Source organism: Haloimpatiens lingqiaonensis, from assembly GCF_901447495.1.
Lineage (GTDB): Bacteria > Bacillota > Clostridia > Clostridiales > Clostridiaceae > Haloimpatiens > Haloimpatiens lingqiaonensis.
This window is the reverse complement of sequence record NZ_CABDWS010000049.1, coordinates 1-23,998: the sequence shown is the minus strand read 5'-3', so window position 1 is coordinate 23,998 and position 23,998 is coordinate 1. Positions and strand designations below refer to the sequence as shown.

At 29.6% G+C, this 23,998-nt stretch carries 22 protein-coding genes; 19 read left to right on the top strand and 3 right to left on the bottom strand.

Annotation, left to right across the window (positions count from 1 at the left end; all coding sequences use genetic code 11):
• Positions 1–28 precede the first annotated feature (28 nt).
• Positions 29–394, top strand: coding sequence for a hypothetical protein (locus FGK85_RS10255; RefSeq protein ID WP_138206298.1), 366 nt, complete (start codon positions 29–31; stop codon positions 392–394).
• A 92-nt stretch (positions 395–486) separates the two neighbouring features.
• Here the strand turns inward: FGK85_RS10255 and FGK85_RS10250 are convergent, their stop codons facing one another.
• Positions 487–1,272 (bottom strand): helix-turn-helix transcriptional regulator, encoded by a 786-nt coding sequence (locus tag FGK85_RS10250; protein WP_171011391.1) that lies wholly within the window; start codon positions 1,270–1,272, stop codon positions 487–489.
• A 420-nt stretch (positions 1,273–1,692) separates the two neighbouring features.
• On the opposite strand from FGK85_RS10250, the gene FGK85_RS10245 reads away from it, so the two are divergent.
• From FGK85_RS10245 to FGK85_RS10185, 13 genes are all read left to right on the top strand, one after another.
• The gene (locus FGK85_RS10245) at positions 1,693–4,233 is read left to right on the top strand and encodes a leucine-rich repeat domain-containing protein (protein ID WP_138206294.1); all 2,541 of its coding nucleotides are present in this window, start codon (positions 1,693–1,695) and stop codon (positions 4,231–4,233) included.
• 52 nt (positions 4,234–4,285) lie between these two features.
• On the top strand, positions 4,286–5,050 hold the full coding sequence (locus FGK85_RS10240; protein ID WP_138206292.1) for an NEAT domain-containing protein: 765 nt from the start codon (positions 4,286–4,288) through the stop codon (positions 5,048–5,050).
• Between the two features lie 111 nt (positions 5,051–5,161).
• Positions 5,162–6,046, top strand: coding sequence for a heme ABC transporter substrate-binding protein IsdE (isdE, locus tag FGK85_RS10235; protein ID WP_138206290.1), 885 nt, complete (start codon positions 5,162–5,164; stop codon positions 6,044–6,046).
• A 58-nt stretch (positions 6,047–6,104) separates the two neighbouring features.
• Complete coding sequence (locus tag FGK85_RS10230; RefSeq protein ID WP_138206288.1) at positions 6,105–7,103, top strand: FecCD family ABC transporter permease; 999 nt, start codon at positions 6,105–6,107, stop codon at positions 7,101–7,103.
• A 1-nt stretch (position 7,104) separates the two neighbouring features.
• A complete protein-coding gene (locus tag FGK85_RS10225; RefSeq protein WP_138206286.1) occupies positions 7,105–7,884 on the top strand; it encodes an ABC transporter ATP-binding protein in 780 nt (259 codons plus the stop codon).
• A 106-nt stretch (positions 7,885–7,990) separates the two neighbouring features.
• Positions 7,991–8,617, top strand: coding sequence for a class D sortase (locus FGK85_RS10220; protein ID WP_138206284.1), 627 nt, complete (start codon positions 7,991–7,993; stop codon positions 8,615–8,617).
• 52 nt (positions 8,618–8,669) lie between these two features.
• On the top strand, positions 8,670–10,412 hold the full coding sequence (locus tag FGK85_RS10215; protein WP_138206282.1) for an ABC transporter ATP-binding protein/permease: 1,743 nt from the start codon (positions 8,670–8,672) through the stop codon (positions 10,410–10,412).
• Entirely contained in the window at positions 10,405–11,706 is a 1,302-nt protein-coding gene (locus FGK85_RS10210) for an amino acid ABC transporter ATP-binding/permease protein (protein ID WP_243122857.1), read from the top strand. The genes FGK85_RS10215 and FGK85_RS10210 overlap by 8 nt, the downstream gene beginning before the upstream one ends.
• A gap of 173 nt (positions 11,707–11,879) precedes the next feature.
• On the top strand, positions 11,880–12,482 hold the full coding sequence (locus FGK85_RS10205) for a TetR/AcrR family transcriptional regulator (protein WP_138206280.1): 603 nt from the start codon (positions 11,880–11,882) through the stop codon (positions 12,480–12,482).
• Between the two features lie 94 nt (positions 12,483–12,576).
• Entirely contained in the window at positions 12,577–13,281 is a 705-nt protein-coding gene (locus FGK85_RS10200) for an ABC transporter ATP-binding protein (RefSeq protein WP_138206278.1), read from the top strand.
• A 2-nt stretch (positions 13,282–13,283) separates the two neighbouring features.
• Entirely contained in the window at positions 13,284–15,701 is a 2,418-nt protein-coding gene (locus tag FGK85_RS10195; protein ID WP_138206276.1) for an ABC transporter permease, read from the top strand.
• Positions 15,702–15,837: 136 nt separating this feature from the next.
• Complete coding sequence (locus tag FGK85_RS10190) at positions 15,838–16,905, top strand: uroporphyrinogen decarboxylase family protein (protein ID WP_138206274.1); 1,068 nt, start codon at positions 15,838–15,840, stop codon at positions 16,903–16,905.
• A gap of 9 nt (positions 16,906–16,914) precedes the next feature.
• A complete protein-coding gene (locus tag FGK85_RS10185) occupies positions 16,915–17,061 on the top strand; it encodes a gamma-glutamyl-gamma-aminobutyrate hydrolase family protein (protein ID WP_138206300.1) in 147 nt (48 codons plus the stop codon).
• Positions 17,062–17,160: 99 nt separating this feature from the next.
• Here FGK85_RS10185 and FGK85_RS10180 read toward each other — a convergent pair whose 3' ends face one another.
• Positions 17,161–17,718, bottom strand: coding sequence for a uracil-DNA glycosylase (locus FGK85_RS10180; protein ID WP_138206272.1), 558 nt, complete (start codon positions 17,716–17,718; stop codon positions 17,161–17,163).
• A 542-nt stretch (positions 17,719–18,260) separates the two neighbouring features.
• Between FGK85_RS10180 and FGK85_RS10175 the strand changes: the two genes are divergently transcribed.
• The 5 genes from FGK85_RS10175 (at position 18,261) to FGK85_RS10160 (ending at position 22,624) form a co-directional block, all read left to right on the top strand.
• Positions 18,261–19,292 carry a DUF5700 domain-containing putative Zn-dependent protease gene (locus FGK85_RS10175; RefSeq protein ID WP_138206270.1) on the top strand — a complete coding sequence of 344 codons (1,032 nt, stop codon included), beginning with the start codon at positions 18,261–18,263 and terminating at the stop codon, positions 19,290–19,292.
• Positions 19,273–19,398 carry a hypothetical protein gene (locus FGK85_RS15765; RefSeq protein WP_279232917.1) on the top strand — a complete coding sequence of 42 codons (126 nt, stop codon included), beginning with the start codon at positions 19,273–19,275 and terminating at the stop codon, positions 19,396–19,398. Before FGK85_RS10175 ends, FGK85_RS15765 begins: the two co-directional genes overlap by 20 nt.
• A 194-nt stretch (positions 19,399–19,592) precedes the next feature.
• Positions 19,593–20,609 carry a sodium:calcium antiporter gene (locus FGK85_RS10170; RefSeq protein WP_138206268.1) on the top strand — a complete coding sequence of 339 codons (1,017 nt, stop codon included), beginning with the start codon at positions 19,593–19,595 and terminating at the stop codon, positions 20,607–20,609.
• Positions 20,610–21,104: 495 nt separating this feature from the next.
• On the top strand, positions 21,105–21,587 hold the full coding sequence (locus FGK85_RS10165; protein WP_138206266.1) for a hypothetical protein: 483 nt from the start codon (positions 21,105–21,107) through the stop codon (positions 21,585–21,587).
• A gap of 5 nt (positions 21,588–21,592) precedes the next feature.
• Positions 21,593–22,624: a leucine-rich repeat domain-containing protein gene (locus FGK85_RS10160; protein ID WP_138206264.1), complete on the top strand. Its 1,032-nt coding sequence runs from the start codon at positions 21,593–21,595 to the stop codon at positions 22,622–22,624.
• A gap of 41 nt (positions 22,625–22,665) precedes the next feature.
• Here the strand turns inward: FGK85_RS10160 and FGK85_RS10155 are convergent.
• Positions 22,666–23,998 (bottom strand): diguanylate cyclase (locus FGK85_RS10155; protein WP_138206262.1); only part of this gene is annotated, 1,333 nt, incomplete at its 5' end.

The window sequence follows — 23,998 nt, the reverse complement described above, 5'->3', positions numbered from 1 at the left end:
AAAATATACTATATTTTGGAGGACATTTATGGACAAAATAAAGAAATTTAGCAGTATAATTTCAATAATATTTTTAATTTCAATTGTTTTTATATTAGGGGCTAAAAAATTTAACTGGCCAGTGAATAATACTTTTGTACGTATTTTTATTGTAATTTTAGTATTAACCTTATTGTGTATTTTGATAGTATCCATATCAGAGATGCGCAAAACTATAAGTAAACAGGGTATAAAGAAATTTAGTAAAAAACTAATTTTAAACTGGGCATTATATTTTGTTATTTTATATGCAGTAGCTTTTTTTAAAAAACATGTGGATATCTTAGCTATTTTAGGCTCATCTTTGTTATTTTCTATTTTGAGCTATTATTCTATAGGAAAAGAAACTACCTAGAGTTTTTTAGGTAGTTTCTTTTTATTTACTCCAAGTGCAAAGTGTAGTTACACATACAGCAGAAAGTGAAGTAGGGCTTGTCCAGTAGTGTATTATAAGGATTTTTTATGAATATCAATGTATTCCTTTGGACTCATATTAGTGTATTTTTTAAATACTGTAGAAAAATAACTTTGATTATCAAAACCTACAGATAAAGCTACATCAAGTATAGAATTATTTGTAGTCAAAAGCATAGACTTACTGTGTTCTATCCTTAATCTATTTAAGTAACTCTTAAAGCTTTCGTTCATTTCTGCTTTGAAAAGTGTGCATAAATAGCTACTGTTTAGATGTACATAGTTTGACACTTCTCCTAAAGTAATGGGCTCATTGAAATTATTATTAATGTAGTTCACGGCCTTTTCAATGCAATTAGATTTATTTTTTAAAGAATAGTTATTTATGAAACAGGTTATACCTTTAATCATATTTTCACCAGTTATTAGTAAATCCTCTATATTAGTTTGCTTGTCTATATCGGCAATGTACTTGTTTTTCATTTCAATAGTATCTTTTTCCAAAATTTTAGCAGATACAATGCTAGCATTAATCAAATTTATGCATAATGATACTAAATTATATTTCATTATTTTTATGGGGTTTAAATTATTGATATATTCATGTTTTTTTATATTAAATACATTTCTATAAATAAGAAGGGCATTGCTAACATTTCCTAGAATAACACTTTTGGTAAGTTGTTTAATAGTTGCTATATTGTATGAATTATTAAGAGACTCAATTTCTTTAACTTTTGAGTTTTCATCTATAAATATATTTTTCATATCTATTCTTTCAATATTGTTAGTTTCCTCTTTTTTTTTAAAGATAAACATGTGAGCATCTCCTTTTCGTGTGATAATGAATATCAATATTATATCATAATGATTTTCAAATTCAAAAGAAATTATAAAAAAATCCAAAAAATTCATAAGAAATGTTAATTGATAATTGATATCATTTACTAGGACAAAGGATATGACCAATTGAATAGTTTAATTGGTTGAATATAAAAATATGCAAATTAGGAGTGGTTATATGGAAAAAACAAAAAAATCAATAAGGGAATAAGTGCCGTTTTAGCTTCAGCTTTAATAGCTGGAGGAACATCTCAAGTTGCAATTGCGGCTACTATTAATGGGGGAACAGTAACAGAAGTTAGAGATGCAGGGGCAAAGGTTCCTGAAGAAACAATTAACACAGGGATTACTGAACAACAAACTGAGGAGTGGAGAAGTGTAACGACACTACCTAAGGTGACTAATGCTAGATATGGTGAAATTTATGGAAGAGTTGAGTATGAAATAACCTTTGAAAAAAATGATGATTTTAATAAGTATATAAAAGCAGCAGATCCAAATAACCCTAACACTAAATTAGCAGAGGTAACGGTAAATGGAGTTAGATATGAGGATAATTTTAATTTTAGTATTAATGAGTACCATTTAAGTTATATGGGCGGATTAGAATTAAATGATAAAGCTTTTACAGAAGAAATAAATACAATCATTGTTAAAGTAGATGGATACAATGATATGAGAATAAAAATAAAAAAAGATGGAACGCTAATCAGCCAAGAAGAATCAGCTTCAGCAACTGTAGGAAAGGAAAATATTCAAATTAGCATAAGAAAAGACATGACTGTAATAGCAGGAGAACCAATTAATTTGATGAGTGATGTTATTGCATGTGTAATAGGTAAAGAAAAAATAGATTTAACAGATGAAATAAAAGTTGATGCAGGAAATTTAGATGTGAAAAATCCTAAAGCAGGAACTTATGAAGTAACTTACTCTGTAACTTATAATGGACAAACTGAAAGAGCGAAAAGAAAAGTAATTGTTACGCAGGGTAATATAGCTACTGATAAACTTACTGATGGGGTTTATACCATAGGTTTTAAAGCTTATAGATATGATATACCTGAAAATGAATCAATGCTAGGTGGATTCTTTGATGAAAAAGTAAAAGTTCAGGTTAAGGATGGTAAAATCACTTTAACTATGTTAAATACTCTTTATGCCTTTAGTTTGCTTGATTTTCGTGTAGAAAGTAATGGAGAGTATGTAAGTGCAAAAGGAACATTTACGGGGGAGCCTAATAGTAAAGGAGAATATCAAATGCAAACCTATGAAGTACCAATATCAGACTTAACTTCTGATCATTTAGCCTGCGTACTTGTTGGCATGATGGGCGGTACAAAAAATGATATTGGAGACTTTGATAAATATAAAAAAGTAAGATTTGTATTTGATAAAAGCTGTGTAAAGGGTTGGGATGGATTTAATAAAGATAAAGAAGTTATTGATGCAGATGCTGAATTTAATAAAGCATTGATAGAGGCTGGTTTAGATAAAAATGGAGACGGAACTGTTACGGATGAAGAACTTTCAAAGGCTACAGGAGAAGTAAATTTAACAGGTAAAAACATAAAAGATATTTCAAGACTTAGTCATCTTGGAAGTGGTGTTACAGAACTAAGATTAAGTGGAAATAATATTAAATATTTACCTAAGGGTGTATTTGATGGATTAACAGGATTAAAAAAATTATCTTTAACCATAAATGGAATAGTTGAATTGCCAGAAGGAATATTTGATAATTTAACAAATTTAACAGAACTAAGTTTAGATCAAAATCACATTAAAAAAGTACCAAGAGGCATATTTGATAAATTAAAAAATCTTAAATCCTTAGGGTTTACAGAAAATGAACTAATGGAATTGCCAGATGGTATTTTTGATAATTTAACAGCTTTAGAAGGTTTATATTTATATAATAACAAGTTAGAAAGTATTCCTAATGGGATTGGAAAGTTAAAACAATTAAAAACTTTGGCTGTAAATAACAATAAAATTGAAATGGTACCTGAAGAATTAAGCAATTTGAGTAATTTAACAAGTTTAAGCTTAAATAATAACCTTATTAAAGAGATTCCAGAGAATGTTTATAAATCTCTTAAGAATTTATCCACCTTCACTGTATATGATAACCAGTTAACAGATATTCCTGACAATATTAACGAACTTTTACCAAATGTTAGAGGTTTTGATTTTAAATTAAATAGATTAAATAAAAAACCGGATGTAGCTAATTTATCTGAAGATGGATTTTATCCTCAAAAAAATAGTTTAAACTTACAGTTAACTGCAAGAGATGGTAACTTAACATGGAAACAAGCTTTATCAGCATTGGATTTATATGTTTGGGGAACATATATGAATGATTGTAGTTCAGTTGATGAATATAATAAAAAATTAAATGGAAAAACTCCTTATGAATATTTAATTGAAAAGAGTAAGGATTGGATAATTGTAACTGAAATACAAAAGAAGGATTCAAGTGGTAGATATATTACAATTAAGCATATTTCCAGTGAAAATGAAAAAGATGTTACTGAAGGAATATACCATGATACTGATATGAAGGAAGGAGATGAATATAGAATTATTAAAACAGTTATTTCAGCTGGTGGTTTTGAACGCCGTGTATTTAGCCATATGACAAATGCTACAGCACAAAATAGTAATAATACTAAACCAGAGACTAAACCTCAACCAAAACCAGGGCAAAATCAAGTTGAGTATTCAAATAAATTAGCACAGAAGGTAGAAAATAATAAAAAAGATATAAATAGGTTAAAAGTGAGCAAAGGTACAAATTCACAAGAGATAAAAGAAAATAAATTACCTAAAACCGGTTCAGCTTTTGGTGGGGGAATTTTGGTAACTATAGGAACTACATTATCAGCATTAGGTATTACTTTAATGAAAAAAAATAAGAAAAAAGACAACTAAGAGTTTTATGGAATGATTTGAAAAATATAAAAATTTGAGAGGAGAAAAATAAATGAAAAATAGAGCGTTAAAAATTTTATTAATTACAGCAGTATCAGCAGGGATGGTATTATCACCATCAAAAGCTTTAGCTAAAGGGGTAAATGACAATAATAAAGGTTACGGTATAGTGTTAGCAGCTAAAAGTTCAGCATTAGAAGATGGAAAGTATAGTGTAAGTATGCAGACTTTAAAGGAGAATGAGGATGACCTTTCAATGGCAGGACAGTATATAGAGAAAATGGTTACTTTAGATGTGAAAAATGGAGATATTTATTTAACTTTAAAACTTGAAAGAACGGATTGGATGAAGAATGTGAAAGTTTTAGTAGACAATTCTCAGGTAAGCTACACTTCAGTAAAAAAAGAAGGAACTGCTGAATGGATTAAATTTAAAGTGCCAAGTGCAAAACCTCAAGTTAAATTGCGCATGAATGTAGTTCCTATGGGAAATGCTGAGGTAGCTTTTAGAGTTGTGCTTCAGGATGATATCACTAAGCTAGCAGATAGCTCTTCAAGTGATAAAAAGGAAGAGTCAACAAATAAAAATCAATCTAAGAATGAAACTTCACAAAATAATTCAGGAAAAAAACTTTCAACAAAAACTTCAGATAAAAAGGTTAGTAATAAAGTAAGTAACACAGTAAGTAATAAAGTAAAGAGTGAAGAAGGAGATACGTTACCACAAACTGGTTATCCAGTAGGACAAGCAGCTATATGGACATTAGGTGGACTTGCATTTTTAGGTGGAGGAGCATTTCTTAGAAAAAGAAAATAAAATTTAAAACAGGTGCCAAATCCACTGCAGTATTTAAAGGTTTTATTAATCTTAATATGCTGCAGTGGATTAAATATGAATGAATAAAGCTTTATCTTGTAGGAGGAAATTATGAAAAGAGTTTTAGCTTTAGTAATGGCTGTTTTTATGGGGATTTCTTTAGCAGCTTGTGGTAAAACAGAGAAAAAAGAAAATGTTTCACAGAAAAATTCTAAGGAACCTAGAATAATAGCTGGAAGTGTGGCAGTGGCGGAAATGCTAAATAAATTAGGTGTTAAAATAGTTGGAAGACCTACTACCCAATACCAGTTATCAAGTAATTTAAAGGAAATACCTGAAGTAGGGTTGCCTATGAATCCTGACTTAGAAAAGATTAAAACTTTAAAACCAGACCTATTTGTAACTTCAGGTGCGCTTCAAGATATGATAGGAAATAGACTTAAAGAAAATGGAATTAAAACTGAATTTTGTAATTTGGATTCTTATAATTCGGTGAAGGATACTATTAAAAAATTAGGAAGTAATTTTGGAAAAGAGGATAATGCAAATAAAATTATTGATGAATTTGAAAAAAAGGAAAAAGAAATATTAAAGGGTGTTAATAAGGATAAAAAGGTAAAGGTAATGATTTTATTTGGTGCCCCAGGACATTTTATGTTATCTAGCAAGAATTCTTTTGTGGGAAGCTTAATAGAGGAGCTTGGGGGAGAAAATATAGCATCACAGGTTAATATGAAGGGCCAATATGTTCCATTTTCATTAGAAAGTGCATTGAAGGAAAATCCTGATGTGATTTTTAGAATGTACCATGGATACATTGATGAAGCTAAAAAGCAGGTAGATGAGGAATTTAAAAATAATCCTCAATGGAGAAAATTTAAAGCTATTAAAGAGAATAAAGTATATGATTTAGATCCAAAGACTTTTGGAGTTACAGGGGATATAAAGGCTATTGAGTCTTTAGAAAAAATGAAAGACTATCTTTATGGAGTTTAAAAAAGAATATAAAAAGTGGATATAAAATAAGTTGATATATATATCTACATAAAAGAAAATGGTGAATAACATGAAAAATATAAAAGATAAAACTAAAGTAGTAATAATATTTTTAACTTTAATTCTATTGATGTTTCTAGTTTTTGCTACTATTGGCATAGGTAGTGCAGATATAACTCTTAAGGAGGTATTTGATACTATCATGGGCAATGGTAGTGAAATAAATGAAAGTATAATATGGGATATGCGTTTGCCAAGAATTATATTAGCTGTATTTGTAGGGGCGGCCCTATCCATATCCGGCGCACTTTTGCAATCAGTTATGAGAAATCCTTTGGCAGATCCAGGAATTACTGGGGTTTCATCAGGAGGAAGTTTAGCGGCAATTTTAATAATGTTATATTTTCCACAATTCTATAGAGCCCTTCCATTAGCGGCTTTTTTAGGCGCTATGATAGCTTGTATTTTAGTATTTGTTCTTTCTTGGGACAAAGGAATAAAACCTATAAGAGTGATTTTATCAGGTGTAGCTGTAAACGCTATGTTTGTAGGGTTTACTTCATTATTGGCAATTATGAATAGCGAAAAGATTCAAGGTGTTTTATTGTGGATAAATGGTAGTTTAGCTTATAGAGGGTGGAAAGAAGTTGGATATTTTCTACCTTATTGTATTATAGGAATAGTGTTATCAATGTTCTGCATTAAAGGTGCTAATATATTGGCACTGGGAGATGATATTGCTACTAATTTAGGTGTCAATGTAAATAGAACTAGGATATGTATATCTTTGGTAGCAGTTTTTTTGGCAGGAATAAGCACATCAGCTGTTGGAATAATAGGATTTATAGGACTTATAGTTCCACATATTTGTAGGCTATTATTAGGTTCAGATTATAAATTTTTGATTCCTATGAGTGCAGTTACCGGTGGAGTTATATTACTTTTAGCTGATACATTGGCTAGATATATAGCAAGACCTATAGAATTGCCTGTGGGAGTAATAATGGCTATGCTGGGAGCTCCATTCTTCTTGATTTTATTAAGGAGGAATAAATAAAATGCTTAGAGTAAATGAGTTTAAAGTAGGTTATGACAATAAGGTTGTAGTTAAAGATTTTAGTATGCATGTTAAAAAAGGAGAAGTTGTAACGATAATTGGGCCTAATGGTTCTGGAAAATCTACAGTTTTAAAAGCTATTGGAAGACTTTTAAAACCTATGGACGGTACTGTTTATTTAGATGGAAAATCTATTTGGAATATGAAGGGAAAAGAAATAGCAAAAGAAATGGCGTGTCTTTCTCAGCATAATTTTGCCCCGGAAGATATGAGTGTGAAAAAGCTTATTGGTTTCGGAAGAAATCCTCATAAAAATTGGCTTGAGGGCTTAAATAAAGAAGATGAATCTATAGTAGAATGGGCTATTGAAAAAACTAACTTAAAGCATATTGAGGATAAAGGTATGATGAATATTTCTGGTGGAGAAAGGCAGAGAGCTTGGATAGCTATGGCCCTTGCTCAAAAACCAAAAATACTTCTTTTAGATGAACCTACCACTTATTTAGATATAAATAACCAAATAGAGATATTAGATTTGGTTAAGGAATTAAATGAAAAATTACAATTAACAGTTATAATGGTTTTGCATGATTTAAATCAAGCAGCAAAATATAGTGATAGAGTTTTAGTGATAAAGGATGGAAATATTAAAGGTGTTGGTAAGCCAGAAAATATTTTAAATGAAAAGTTAATAAAAGATGTGTATAAGGTAGAAATGAATATATTAAGAAATCAATTTGGCGAAAAGTTAGTATTTATTCCAAAACAAATTTGTAATTAAAATAATTACTATGGTTTAAAAGAGGTTTAGAAATATCTAAAATAGATGTAGTTGTACAGCATTATTATTTTTTATAGTAATTATGTTTATGTGGAGTGAAGAGTACATGAAGAAAAATATTTTAGCGTTAATTGTAATGATAACTGGTTTAGTATTAATTTGTGCCATGGTTACTATTAAAACATATTCTAAAAATAAAGAAAATAATTCAATAAATGGTTTTAATAAAGAAATAGAAAAGACTCAATTATATGAGAGAGAAGATAATAAAAATAAAAAATTAAAAACAGAAGGAAAACATAGTGAGTCCAGTAATGTGAAAAGTGAAAATATAAGATTAAATGAGGAAATAGCATTAATTCAGATACCTTCTATAAATTTAAAGTCTGTTATTGTTCAAGGAGTAGAAAAGGAACAACTTAAATATCATTTAGGGCATTTTACCAGTACTCCTTTACCAGGTGATTTTGGCAATTTTTCCATAGCAGGCCATAGTAGTTATGTTTATAATGAAATTTTAAATAATTTACATAAGGTGAAAAAAGGAGACAAAATCATAATAAAAACTAAAAAACAACAATTTGAATATGAAATATATGGTAAAAGCATAGTTGAACCAACAGAAATGAGTGTTTTAGATAGTGATTTGGAGAAAAAAACTATTACTATAGTAACTTGTGCAGAAAAAGGCAAAAGGCGACTTATAGTAAAAGGTGAAATACTAATGGAGTGAAAATTTTATTTGAAATTAAGACTTTTTTAATGAAAGGAGTTTTAAGTATATAATGATAAATAAAAGATTGATACATCTGGTAGAAGGTTGTAAAAAGTGGATTTTAGCCACAGTGCTAACTAATTGGATAAGCCTTTTATTTAATATAATTGCTATAATTTCTATAGCTAACTATATGGAATTGATATATTTAAATGGAGTGGATATTAAAAGTACAGCAAATGTTTTTGCTATTGTGTTTATTACCATAATAGTTAGATTTTTATGTAATTATAATTCTTCTGAGTTTTCTAGCAGATGTGCTGAGGATTCTAAGACTTGCCTTAGAAAAACAATTTATAATAAATTGTTGGACTTAGGTGTGCATTATAATGAGAAAAATTCTACATCTGAAGTGGTGCAGGTGGCTATAGATGGTATTGAACAGTTGGAAATATATTTTGGAAGATATTTACCACAATTTTTCTATAGTTTATTGGCACCTTTAACTTTGTTTGTGGTGGTTAGTTTTATAAGCTTTAAGGCAGCAATGGTGCTTTTAATATGTGTACCATTGATCCCTATGTCAATAGTTGCAATAATGAAGATAGCCAAAAAGCTTCTTGCAAGCTATTGGGGTGTATATGTTAATCTTGGAGATACATTTTTAGAAAATCTTCAAGGACTTACTACATTGAAAATATATCAAAGGGATGGAGAAAAGAATGAAAAGATGAATTTAGAGGCAGAAAATTTTAGAAAAATAACTATGAAAGTGTTACTTATGCAGCTAAATTCTATAAATATCATGGATTTAATAGCTTTTGGCGGTAGTGCTGTAGGTATAATAATAGCATTAAAACAATTGGCCATAGGAAAAATAAGCATGTCTGGGGCAATTTCTATTATATTACTTTCAGCGGAATTTTTTATACCCTTAAGACTTTTAGGCTCTTTTTTTCATATTGCTATGAATGGAATGGCAGCAGCAGAAAAGATATTTAAAATAATAGATACTCCTGTAGAAAATTTTGAAAATAAAGAAGTAGAAAATTTAAATAATATAAATATTAAATTTAGAAATTTTGACTTTTCTTATGAAGAGGATAGAAGGGTTCTTGAAAATGTGAACTTGGATATAAAAAATGGTAATTTAACAGCTTTAGTTGGGGCTTCAGGTTGTGGGAAGAGTACCATTTCCAATATAATAATGGGATTTTATAGAAACTATAATGGTGAAGTTTTAATTAATGATGTAGAACTTAAAAATATAAGTGAAAAGCAATTACGAAGAAAAATTAATTTGGTTAATCACAATAGCTATATTTTTACTGGTACCATTGAGGAAAATTTAAAAATGGGAAAGGCTGATGCTAGAAAGGAAGAAATGTATAGGGTGCTTAAGCAAGTGAATTTATATGATTTTGTAATGTCCTTGGAGGATGGATTGAGTTTTAAAATAAAAGATGGGGGAAGTAACCTATCAGGAGGACAAAAACAAAGGCTTGCCCTTGCTAGAGCTTTATTATATGATAGTGAAATTTATATATTTGATGAAGCTACATCTAATATTGATGTGGAAAGTGAAAATGAAATTATGCAGGTTGTACATGAACTGGCTAAAGAGAAAACTGTTATTTTGATTTCTCATAGGCTTTATAATGTAAGAAAAGCTCAGAGTATATATGTGCTAAAAGATGGACAAGTGAAAGAATGTGGAAATCATAGGGAGCTTATGAGCAAAAAAGGTGAATATTTTAATTTGGTTAATGAACAGCAGCAATTAGAGAAAATAGGAGGTGAGGAATGTGCCTAAAAAACGTAGAAGCGGAATAACTATAATGTTAAGTCTTATAGGACTTGTAAAACCGCTAATTCATGTGATGCTTATAACCATAACCATGGGGGTTTTAGGATATTTGGCATCGATTTTCATTACTGTTTATGGAAGTATAGGAGTTTCACAGTATTTAGGATTTAATATGGGAATTGATATGAAAGGAATCTTTACTATAGTGGTATTTTTTGCTGTAATAAGGGGTTTTTTAAGATATTTAGAACAATATTCAGGTCATTATATAGCTTTTAAGTTATTAGCTATTTTGAGAGATAATATTTTTAAAAAGCTTAGGGAGCTTTCACCTGCAAAACTGGAAGGACAGGAAAAAGGAAATCTTATATCTATAATAACCACTGATATTGAGCTTCTAGAGGTTTTTTATGCACATACCATTGCCCCTGTGGTTATAGGAGTTTTAACTTCATTAATTATGATTTTGTATATTGGAAAAAAACATGTTTATCTTGGAATGGTGGCTTTTTTAGGATATTTTACTGTAGGGTTTATAATTCCTTATTTTTCTTCCAAACTTGGAAATGATGCAGGAGTTAATTATAGAAACTCCTTTGGAAAGATGAATAGTTATATGTTAGATTCATTAAAGGGAATTAAAGAAATAATAATGTTTAATTTAGGGGATAAAAGACTTTCCTATATAGATAACAAGGGGAAAGAATTAAATAATCATTTAAGAACTATAAAAAAACATGAGGGTATAGTAAGAGCTTGTACAGACACAGCTATTTTGAGTACTACTGCTTTGATGTTATTTTTAGGTGTGTATTTACTTAAATTAAATTTAATAGATTTTAAAGATGTGCTAATTTCTACAGTAGCTATTATGAGCTCCTTTGGACCTGTGGTAGCTTTGAGCAATTTATCAAATACTTTAGTTCAAACTTTAGCTTCAGGAGAAAGAGTATTAAATTTGTTAGAGGAAGAGCCAATGGTAAGGGAGATTTATGATAAAAATAATGTAGAAGCTGGGGATATAAAGGTTTCCAATGTAAGTTTTTCTTATATGAAAAACAAACCTATCATTAAAGATTTAAATCTTAAGTTAAAGTCAGGAAAGATTATAGGAATAGTTGGAGAAAGTGGTTCTGGAAAGAGTACTCTTTTAAAATTATTTATGAGATTTTGGGATGCAACTAAGGGAAGTATAGAAATAAATAATGAAGACATAAAAAATGTTAATACAGATTCTTTAAGAAATATTGAAAGTTTTGTAACTCAAGAGACTTTTTTATTTAATGATACCATAGAATAAAACATATGAGTTGCTAAGAAAGGAGCTACTTTAGAAGAGATTAAAGAAGCTGCAAAAAAAGCCTCTATACATGATTTTATAGAAAGCTTACCTAATGTTTGTATTAACCCACGATAAAGCATTGACAACACATGAAAATTAGCATAGAATCAAAAGTGAACGGGGGTTTTCTAATGCAATATTTAAAAGACGAAGTTAGAAATAGTATAGCAGTGGCAGCTTTAAAGGAATTTAAGGAATTAGGTTATGAAGGTGCGTCTATAAGAAACATAGCTAAAAGAGCAAATACTTCAGTGGGAAATATATATAAGTATTTTAAGTCTAAAGAGGATTTATATGAGAATTTAATAGGCTCAGTGTATTATAAACTTATGGATTATATTAATCAGTTTCATAAGGTTGAGATTAATGATAAGGCTGAAGAAATATTTTATGGACTTATGGAAAAAATAATGGAGATATTTAATGATAATAGTACAGAGATTGCCATACTGCTTAATAAAAGTAATGGATCTAAATATGAGAATTGCAAGAGCACATTTGTTGATTTTATAACTAGAATTGTTGCAGAGACTGTAAATTATGAAATGTCTTTGCAAGGAAGAAGGCTTAAAGACAATTTTATTATTTATCTTATTTCTAATAGTCTTGTAGAAAGTATTTCAATTATACTCGAGGAGAGAGAAGACGGAGCCGAAGTAAGAAGACTTATACTTAATATAATTGACATTTTTTATATGAATCTTAAGGATAAATTGGACAGCGAGCAAATATAATAGGCTTATTTTTGTTATCTTATTAATGGGTAACAATATTTTTTAAAACAAAAGAGAACCATGGTTCACAAGAATGATTGGAGGAATGTAATTAATGGCAAGTTTTATAGAATTAAAAAATGTAAAAAAGACTTATGATATGGGAGAAGTTATTATTAAGGCGGTAGATGGAGTTTCTTTTTCAATAGACAAGGGAGAATTTGTTGTTGTTCTTGGTCCTAGTGGAGCGGGAAAATCTACTATTCTTAATCTTTTAGGTGGTATGGATCATGCAACAGATGGGAATATATACATAGATGGAAAAGACATTAGCAAATATAATAAAAAAATGCTTACAAAGTACAGACGTGAAGATATAGGTTTTGTATTTCAGTTTTATAATTTAGTTCAGAATTTAAATGCAGTGGAAAATGTGGAACTTGCAGTGGAGATATGCAAGAACCCAATGAAGCCAGTAGAAGTGCTTAAAAATGTAGGACTTGAACATAGATTATTTAATTTTCCTTCTCAGCTTTCAGGAGGAGAGCAACAAAGGGTGTCTATTGCAAGAGCCATTGCTAAAAATCCTAAATTACTTCTTTGTGATGAGCCTACGGGAGCGTTAGATTATAATACTGGAAAATCTATACTTAAGCTTTTAGCAGATACTGCAAAGAAATACTGCATGACCATTGTGGTTATTACACATAATTCTGCCATAGCTCCAATTGCTGACAAGGTTATAAATGTGAAAAATGGAATGGTTGAAAGTATAAAGAAAAATTCTAATCCTATTTCAATAGAAAGTATAGAGTGGTAATTATGAAGAAGACATTTTTTAAAAATTTATTTAGAGATATAAAAAATACGATTTCAAGATTCCTATCTATAGTTGTAATAATTGCTGTGGGAGTGTCTTTTTATGCAGGAGTTAGAGCTACTAGTCCAGATATGAAGATGTCTGGAGATTATTATTTTAATAAAAATAACTTTATGGATTTTAAAATAATTTCAACCCTTGGACTTACTAAGGATGATTTATCTGAAATAAAAAAGCAAAAGGGAGTTAAAAAGGCAGAAGGTTCATATTCAATAGATGCAGTGATAGAGAAGGATAAGCAGTCACTGGTTCTTAATATTAATTCATTGCCAGAGGAAGATAGCATAAATAATATAAGAATTACTGGTGGAAGAAAACCAAAAAGTAATAATGAAGTTATAGTTGAAGATAGGTTTTTAAAGGAAAATAAATTAAAGTTAAATGATAAGATAATTCTTAAGTCAGGTAATGATAGTAATTTAGGAGATAGTTTAAATAATACTGAGTTTAAAATTGTAGGAACTGCAAAGTCTCCATTATATATATCAGAACAAAGACAGCTTAGTTCTGTGGGAAATGGATCTGTTAAAGGCTTTGTATATGTATTGCCAAAGGTTTTTAAAAGTCCTGTTTATACGGAGATATATGTAAAAACTGATAATGAGCAATCAAAGGAAAGCCTTTTAAATAATGAAAGTTATAATGATTCCAATAAAGATATAGAAAAAGCTCTTAAGGACATTAAAAAATCTCAGTGGTATGTATTAGGTAGATCTACCAATGTGGGATACGAGACCTACAGACAGGATAGTAATAGAATAGACAATATAGGAAAGGCATTTCCATTTATATTTTTCTTAGTGGCAGCATTAGTTAGTCTTACCACAATGACAAGAATGGTTCAAGAAAAGAGAATAGAGATAGGAACTTTTAAGGCATTAGGATATTCTAGGGTATCGATTGTAGCACATTATCTTATATATGCTCTTTCAGCTAGCTTAATTGGCAGCTTAATAGGCATACTTATTGGATTTAGATTATTTCCACCACTTATTATGAATGCCTATAGTTCACTTTATGCCATACCTGATTCAGTTACACCTTTTAATACAGGACTTGCTTTTCAGGCATCTATATTAGCTATATTATTTACAGCTACAGCTGCTGTGGCAGCCACATTAGAGGAATTAAGAGAAGTTCCAGCTTCTTTAATGAGACCAAAGCCACCTAAATCAGGTAAAGAAATATTACTTGAAAGGATAACCTTTATATGGAGAAGATTGAGTTTTACTAAAAAGGTTACTGCAAGAAATATATTTAGATATAAGCAAAGGCTTTTTATGACTGTAATAGGTATTGCAGCTTGTACAGGATTGATGATAACAGGATTTGGACTTAAGGAAGGAATAATAGGTGCAACAGAAAGACAATTTGGAGAAATTTATAAGTATCACATGCAAGGTACATTGATTAAAAATATAGATGATGGTGAAAAGAATTATATAAAAGAAAAAATTCTAAATAAGGATAATGTTAAATCAGTGCTATTCACTTACAGTAAAAACGCCACAACTGAGAAGAAAGATTCAAAAAATGAGGATATTTATGTGGTTGTTCCTGAGGATAAAGATAAATTTAATAGCTATATAAATTTATCTATGGATGATAAAGCCCTAAATATTAGTGATGAAGGTGTAGTTATAACTGAAAAGCTATCAAAGCTTACTAATAAAAAGGTTGGAGACAATATAATAATTAACTTAAATGATAAAAATATAGATGTGAAAATTGATGGCATAACAGAACAATATATTCAGCACTATGTTTATATGAGTCCTGAATATTATAAAAAGGTTACTGGTGACAGGGTAGAATTTAATAGTTTTTATGGACTTCTTAACGATACCTCACGCATTAGTGAAAATAATCTAGCCAAGGATTTAAAGGGTATTAAGAAGATTAATTCAGTAGGTTTTAAAAATAATATTTATATGGATTATAATAAAAGCATAGAAAGTGTAAACACTGTAGTGCTAGTTTTAATAGTATCTGCTGGGGTTCTAGCCTTTGTTGTGATATATAATCTTACCAATATAAATATTAATGAAAGACGAAGAGAATTGGCTACCATAAAACTTTTAGGTTTTTATAATAATGAGCTGGCAAACTATATATACAGAGAAAATATTATATTAACTTTAATAGGAAGTTTAGTGGGAATATTCATGGGAATTTTACTTCATAGGTTTATAATAATTACTGCAGAAACCAATATAATAATGTTTTTAAGAAAAATCAGCCCAATATATTTTTTATACTCTTTTTTATTAACCATGGTATTTTCTATAGTTGTAAATCTAGCTATGTATAAAAGGTTTGATAAAATTGATATGATAGAGTCACTTAAGAGCGCAGAATAAATATGGTAACTAAAAGGTTTTTATGATCAGGTTCTATAAAAACCCCTGGAACTATTGAAATTTAATATAATTGTAGAGAACTTGTAATTACAATGATAGAATTGACGTGTGTATGTAAAAAAAGGGGATGGATTAATTGAGCAAGGAAGAAATGACACCAAAAGAAAGAGTACAAGCATTTGCTAAAGGAGAGGAAATTGACAGGATAATATGTATTCCGGACATGGGAGTTACCATGGTGCCTTTTATTGGAGTTACAGCTAGAGAATATTATCATTCAGCAGAACTTATGGCAAATTTAGAGATAGCTTTATTTAAAAGACTTCGCCATGATGGTGTGAGTATATCCACTAGTCTTAGAGGAGTCGCTGAGGCCATGGGAGCTAAAGTAGGTTATCCTGATTATGGTATTTCCTATTTAATAGAACCAGCAATTAAATCTGTTGATGAAATAGAATCACTTAAAATTATAGATCCATTGAAGGATGGCAATTTGCCAGTTTTAATTGAAGCAATAAGGCTTACTAGAGATGCACTTTCAGATGAGGTAGATGTAGGTGCCGCTATGTCAGGACCTTTTAGTGTTGCAGCTTCTGTAGTGGGCACTGAAAGATTATTAAAATGGATGATTAAATATCCTAAACAAGTTGAAACTTTAATGGAAATAATAGCTGAATGTAATAATAGATATATAGAAGAAGTGGCTAAATTAGGTGTATCTATTGGATTTGCAGATCCAGTTTCATCTACTAGCCTTATAAGTCCAAAACAGTTTAGAAAATTTTCATTGCCAGCACTTCAAAAAAATATTAATAAAATAAAAGAAAAGACAGGAAGTGCTCCTGCTATACATATTTGCGGTAAAAGTAAAGGCATATGGGAAGAGGTTGTGAATGCTGGTGTTTCTAATTTCAGTATTGACAATGAAGAAGATTTGGAAGAAGCTAAAAAAATGATGGGTGATAGAATAACCATTACGGGAAACGTTCCACCAGTGGATGTAGTTTATGCAGGAACTAAAGAGGATATTTTTAGATCAGTTAAAGAATGTATTAGAAAAGGACATGATTCTAAAAAAGGGTATGTTTTAAGTACAGGTTGCCAAATTCCAATGAATACACCAATAGAAAAAGTAGAAATGTTTATGGAAGCAGGAAGAACCTATGGAAAATGTCCTATAGATTTGAATTTATTAGATGAATAGAGAAAGCATATTGTAAAAGAGGCTGCTAAAGGCTTTAAAGTTGTTGCAGTATCAAAGTATAATGTTGTTGAGGCTATTGAAAAAGAGGGAGAAGATTTTGTGATTGGAATTCAGTGGCACCCTGAAATGATGAGTGCTGAGCATGATTATATGTAGAAAATATTTGATGCGTTAGTACAAAAATACTCCATTAAATGGTAGTATACAATAGGTCAGGTACTTGTAATGAATTCCAAAGTACCTGACTTTTCAGCTCTATGAAATTTCATCGAATTTTTCCTTGATTTTTTTTAAATCTTTCCAAAATAGAGGTTTTTTGCTTTCGTCTCTTAGCAAGGCTGCGGGATGGAATATAGGCATTATGTATATTCCTTTTCGTTCTACCCAATTGCCTCTGTCTTTTGTAACTCTGAATTCTGGTCCCATTATATATTTAGTTGGAATTGCTCCAAGGCAAACTATAATTTTAGGTTTAATAAGTGCTACTTGGTTTCTAATATAGGGCAAACATGCTTGCGCTTCATCTTCCTGTGGATTTCTATTATTTTCTGGTCTGCATTTACATATATTAGAGATATAATAATCTCTTTCTCTTTGTAAATCCAGTGCACTAAGAGCTTTTTCTAGGAGCTGGCCTGCTTTTCCAACAAAAGGCCTGCCTAATCTATCTTCATCTGCCCCTGGTGCTTCCCCTACAAACATAAGCTTAGCTTTGGGATTTCCTTCTCCAAAGACCATATTAGTTCTACTACTACCTAATCTACACCTGTTACAGTTACTACATTCCTCATATAATTCTTTCCACTGAAGCATATATTACTGTTCACCTCCCTAGTGTATTTTAATTATTATATTTTTATTTTACTATAGGTAGTTATTTCAGTCTAGGGATCAGAAGCTTAATATTGTGTTTTACTGTAACTATTTAGAGACATTAAGTAATTACTATTTTAAATAGTGTATCAAAGTAAAAGTGATAATGTTTATAAAATGAAAAGAATGGAAAATTATCACATATAAAATATTTGATAAAGATATAAGAAATGTGATAATGGAAATAAAAGAAGGAGATAAGGAAAAAGTTAATTCAGTTTTAAGAAGTCTCTCTAGCTAGTCTTTAAAACTATCTTATCATAAAGCTAGTCTATACTTAATTTCTGAAATTTGTATTTTAGGATATTTTAATGTTAATATGAAATTTTTATTTAAACATAATAGGTAATATCAAGTAACTAGAAAAGGGAGAGTTAAATGTAGTATACTAAAGATAAGAAGGAGTGGTAAATAGAATTCCAAATATAAACATTGAAAAACAGTGTGTATATTAGATAAGAAAATTATTGGGGGTTATAAAGGTGGATTTTAAAATTAGATACAAAACTATAAGTTCAATGCTTGAACTATGTAAAAAGTTAAAATGGGGCAATATAGAAAAAAAGGAAATCGAAGATTTAATTGAACACGAGGATTATAAATTTGAATTTGAAAGATATAAAGGGAGAATTTCTGAAGAAGAATTTGCAGAATATTTCATTAATTTACCTAATATAAAGGAAGAAGAAATAACAAACAAAGATTTAAGGATACATCATAAATTTTATAGAGATTTACTAGAGAATTTAGATTTTTATATGGAAAAGGTTAGGGAATTAGATAAATTTACAGAAGAGTTATTTGAGCAGCAGATATCCATTGCACTAAAGGGGTTGCCAGAAGATATAAATTTGCCAGAATTGAATTTTATTTTTACGGTGGGAATAGGACAAAGCTTTGGATATGTGTATAAAAATGGAATGCATTTTGATTTTTTACAATTGGTTAAGGAAAAATCAATAGATGATTTTTGTGCAACTATAGGTCATGAGGTTCATCATGTGGGACTAAATACTATTTATGAGGAATTAGATTTGAATAATATGCCAATTGAAGATTTGTTTTATCTTTCTTTTTCTGGGGAAGGATTGGCGGTAAAATACTGTAATAATGCTGAGGGAGTTTTATCTAAGAGTATATATGACGGTCCTAAAAACAAAGGCTTGGATAAATTTACATGGGAATATCTAAACAATGATTTTTATGATACCATGAAACAATTTAAAGCTTCTATAAATTATATAAGAGCTGGTAATATTAATACAATGGGAGAACTATTTAAGTATATGGAAGATTACTGGATGAATCCATATGTAGAAGGTCAGGATAAAAACAATGATATACCTAAGCTAAAGCAGTTCAGAGTATATAGTTTTGGAAATGAGATTTGGGGAATAATACATGATTGTTTTGGAAAAGAAATGGTATATAAAACCATAAGAAACCCTGAAAGTTTCCGAGAGGTGTTTAATAAAGCTCTAGAAAAGCTTTCACATGAAGAATTTAAAATTTGATGATGTAATAAGTACAGGGGAGTTATTAATTACAATGGAAAGATTAGTGGAGAAATCAGGTGGGATTATAAATGCAAAGGCTGCAATTATAATATTCTTGACATAGTATTTTAAACTTCATATAATCATATAGGTAGAGGGAGTAACTTGCTTTTTTAAGTATCAAAGTCGTCAGTACGGAATATTTTCCCGGCTTTGTTGACAGTATTTGTTTAGTGAGACTCTACAATTAAGTTTTTTGTGTAAAAGACTTAATTGTAGAGTCTTTTTTTATAAAGTCAAAAGAAAAGGAGCATATTTATGGACAAAATAATACTTAATTATCTTAATTCGTTTCCTACTATTGTTTTAGTACTTATTATAGTTGGAATGCTGTACATTTTAAGTAAAGGGGCAGACCTTCTTGTGGATGAGGCAGTTGGATTATCAGTACGTTGGGGTATACCTAAAATGATAATTGGTGCAACTATTGTATCCTTAGGAACTACATTACCAGAGGTGGCTGTATCAGTTTTTGCAGCTTTAGAAGGAAACCCTGATTTAGCTTTAGGAAATGCTATAGGATCTATAATAGCTGATACTGGTCTTATCATAGGTATTGCCGCTATTATAGGTAAACTTCCTGTGGATAAAATCACTATAAATAGACAAGGAAAGGTTCAAATTTTAGCTGGTATTTTACTTTCTATAGTTTGTATGCCATTCTTTTTAAAAGGTGGAAAAAGAATAGGCATAATCCCCCAGTGGATGGGATGGATTTTTCTTGGTTTATTAGTATTGTATATTTACATATCTTTAAAATGGGCAAAAGGTTCAAAAGCAGAGGATGAGGCGGCAGCAACGGAAATACAAAAATCTGTTGTACTGCAAATTATCAAGATGGTTTTAGGGATAGTTCTTGTAATAGGTTCTTCTAAAATACTTATTCCTTCTGTTGAAATAACAGCTATAAGAATAGGAATACCTCAAAGTATCATAGCGGCCACTTTAATTGCTTTTGGGACTAGCCTTCCTGAGCTTATTACTGCTATAACTTCTGTTAGAAAAGGTCATGGTGAGTTGGCTGTAGGAAATATTATAGGTGCTGATATTTTAAATGTTTTATTTGTAGTTGGAAGCTCAGCTTCGGTTACAAAGGGAGGACTTTTAGTTCCTAAAAATTTTTACAAAATACAGATACCTGCTATGCTTATGATACTTATATGTTTTAGATATTTTTGTAAAAATAAACATGGTGATGTTATAAGCAAAGGAGAAGGTTTATGTCTCACATGCATTTATGGAGTGTATCTATTGTTATCATATGTTTGGATATAATGTTTTGTTGGGAATAAAGTTAATTCAATTGTGAAAAATTAGGGAGTAGGCACTTGGAAAAGATTCCAAGTGCCTATTATAATTTATTTAGGACTTAGATGCTGAGTTGCACAAAAATATATAAACGATAAATTGAATTTTAAAGTTAGTATTTATCCGATGACTACCTGCCGTAACACTCCCACTTCTAACAAAGTGGGAGATAACGGCAGCTACGTCACTGGATAACGATCTCTAACCTTCAGTTGGAGTAAAAACTCCATCTGAAGGTTAGAGATCTGTTTATAAAAATATCATCAAAAGTAATTAAAAAGAAAACACCAAAGTATAAACCACTTATAGAAAATATCTATAGAAAGACTAATATCTATTTAATTTACAAATTAGTACAAATATTTACAAAATATGATACGTATGATATATTAAGTACGGTCAGGAAAACTATTAATAATAATGGCTAAATATTGAATAAACCAATGAGGAAGGGGAAAAAATATGCATAAAAAAACGACATTTATCGCAATATTACTATCACTTATGATGTTGCTATCAGTTGGAGTACAAAATGAAGTTATGGGGTACGTATCAAATAGCGATGAGATTGAAGAGTATGTAAACATTCCAGATAAACTATTTTTAAAAGTAGTAAACAAGAACATCGATAAAAATAGAGCCGACGATGAAAAAGTAACTAAAGAAGATATGCTTAAATTAAAGCAATTAAGTGTTTATCAATCAGATGGCATAGATATAACTAAAGTAGATAAGAATTCAAAAAGAGAAAGTATTATACCGATGTATAAATTAGATACAAAATGGATGGTTACTAGAAAAATGAAGAGCATAGAGGGTATACAGTATGCTAAGAATCTTGAAGCTATTGAGTTATCAGAATGTGAGATTTCAGATATAACACCATTAAAGGATCTTAAAAAACTAAAATATATAGAAATAGGATTACTGATGTTTCACCTTTAGGTAATTTGACAGAATTAGAGCATTTAAAGTTATATAATAATTTAATAAGAGATATTAGTCCATTAAAGACTCTTACAAAACTTAATTATTTAGATGTTCATTTCAATGTTGATAACGATGGAAGTAATGGTATAACCAATGCTGATGTTGTTAAAAATATGCCTGAATTGGATACATTAGATTTATCAGCAAATCATATAACAAATGTGGATGCTATAGTTGGATTAAATAAACTTAGAGTTTTAGATTTTAGTGCAAATAATGTGAAGGATTATACAAATATAAAAGATAAGGTAGCTACAATGTTTTCTAAGCAACTTGATGAAGATAATAATCCTGAGGGAATAAGTTGCGGCTTCTTTGGACAGAAGTTAAATGTAAATCAAAAAGTTGTGATACCAGCTACAGGAGGAGAATTTACATTCAATAGTCCTTATTTAGGATTAGACGAATTAGCGCAAGAATTCGGATTGGATAATTTCTTTTTAATGTGCAATCCTTTATATGTGATAAATGGAAGGTTTGATGCTACTGAGGTTGAAGAATTAAGAGAAGGTGACAAAAAAGCAGAAGAAATGATAGAAAGTATAGAATATAATTCAGAAAATAAAACTTTCACTGTTAAGGTTAAACCAAACACTACAACTGAAAAGAAAAACTTAAAAATAGATGTTAACGCAACAACAGGGGAATTAGGTTTTATACTTACAGGTATAGAAATAAACCAAGAAACAAAACCAGAAGAAACAAAGCCAGAAGAAACAAAGCCAGAAGAAACAAAATCAGAAGAAACAAAGCCAGAAGAAACACAACCAGAAGAAACAAAGCCACAAGAAACACAACCAGATGTAAAATTAGGAGCAACACAAGAAGCAAAAACAGTTTCTACAGTTGTTCTAGGAAATAAAAAGACAAGCAATGAAAAAATCAGTACATTGCCAAAAACAGGTGGAGTATCAGAAGGTATGGGTGTTCTTTTAGGAAGCTTATTATCTGCCATAGGAGTTATTATGCTTCTATCTAAAAGAAGAAATTAATAAATAGAATAGATATAAAGATAGTCACTAACTTATTAAGATTAGTGACTGTTTTTTTTATACTTATTTTTAAAATTATACATTCTCTTATCTGCAGTATTTAGTAAATCGTTAATGAGCTGGCCATCTTCATTAAATGAGGAGATTCCATAGCTAAAAGAATAATTTATTTTGTTTCCTTTAAAATATATAGGTTTATTTTGCAAATCATTTAGAAGTTTATCCAGTTTATTTGTTAATTGTTCAGCAGTGCAATTAAAAAATATAGCTACAAACTCATCTCCGCCAAATCTGGCTAATATATCTTCTTTGTCTAGGACATTTGAACACTCTTCAGCAAAATTTTTAATTATGGCATCACCAGCTAAATGGCCAAAGTTATCATTAATATATTTTAGGTCATTTAAATCAAATATTGCTAAATTGAATGACGTTCTATTTGCTAATGCTTTATGAACAGTGACTTTAAGCAATTTATGAAAAGAATTTTTGTTATAAACGTTTGTTAAACAATCATGCTTTGATAAATAAATTTTTTCCTGATAAAGTAAGCAGTTAGATATAGCTATTTCCACATTAGTCTTTATAAATTCCATAATTTTAATATCGTCTAAATCAAAGGAGTTAGCTTTAGTTGAATCCACATTGACCACTCCGAAAAAATTATTGTTTACATATATAGGAGCTGTAATAGTTGATTTTATATATTTTGAATCCTCATCATTGGTGTCAATACGGTACAAAGTAATATCTGGGTCAGAGGTGTTATCAATTTTTACTATTCTATCTAGTTTACCATTGGTTCTTTGGTAAAGAAAGGATTCTTTTATTGGAATTTGAAAATTATTAATAGAACTACTTTTGAAGCCTACATGAGAAACGATTTTTAAAATTTCCCCTTGCTTAATCATAATACTGCCTAATTTAGCATGATTTATTGACTTTATAGCATTTTTTAGAATTAATTGGTATATGGAATATATATTATCTGTATCAATGATAGAATGACTTATTTCAATCATTAATGAGCTTACTCTTAAAATTCTAGATAGATGAAGTTGCATTTCTTTTTTGTGTGTAATATTAATCAAATGTGCTAGTATATACATTTTAGATTCATAGCTAACTAGAGTAATTTCATAATCAGCCCAAATAATATTATTATCTTTTGTTCTTATTTTTAACTCTCTTTTAATAATATTATTATTTTCTTTAAGCATAATTATAATATTTTTAATAGATATATTTTTAGGTTCCTCAATTATACATGAAATTAGATTGATTTTTTTAATTTCATCCATAGAGTAACCTAGTATTTGTTGAAATTTATGATTTATAAATAAAACTTTTTCATGGTTTAGTACTATAGTAGGC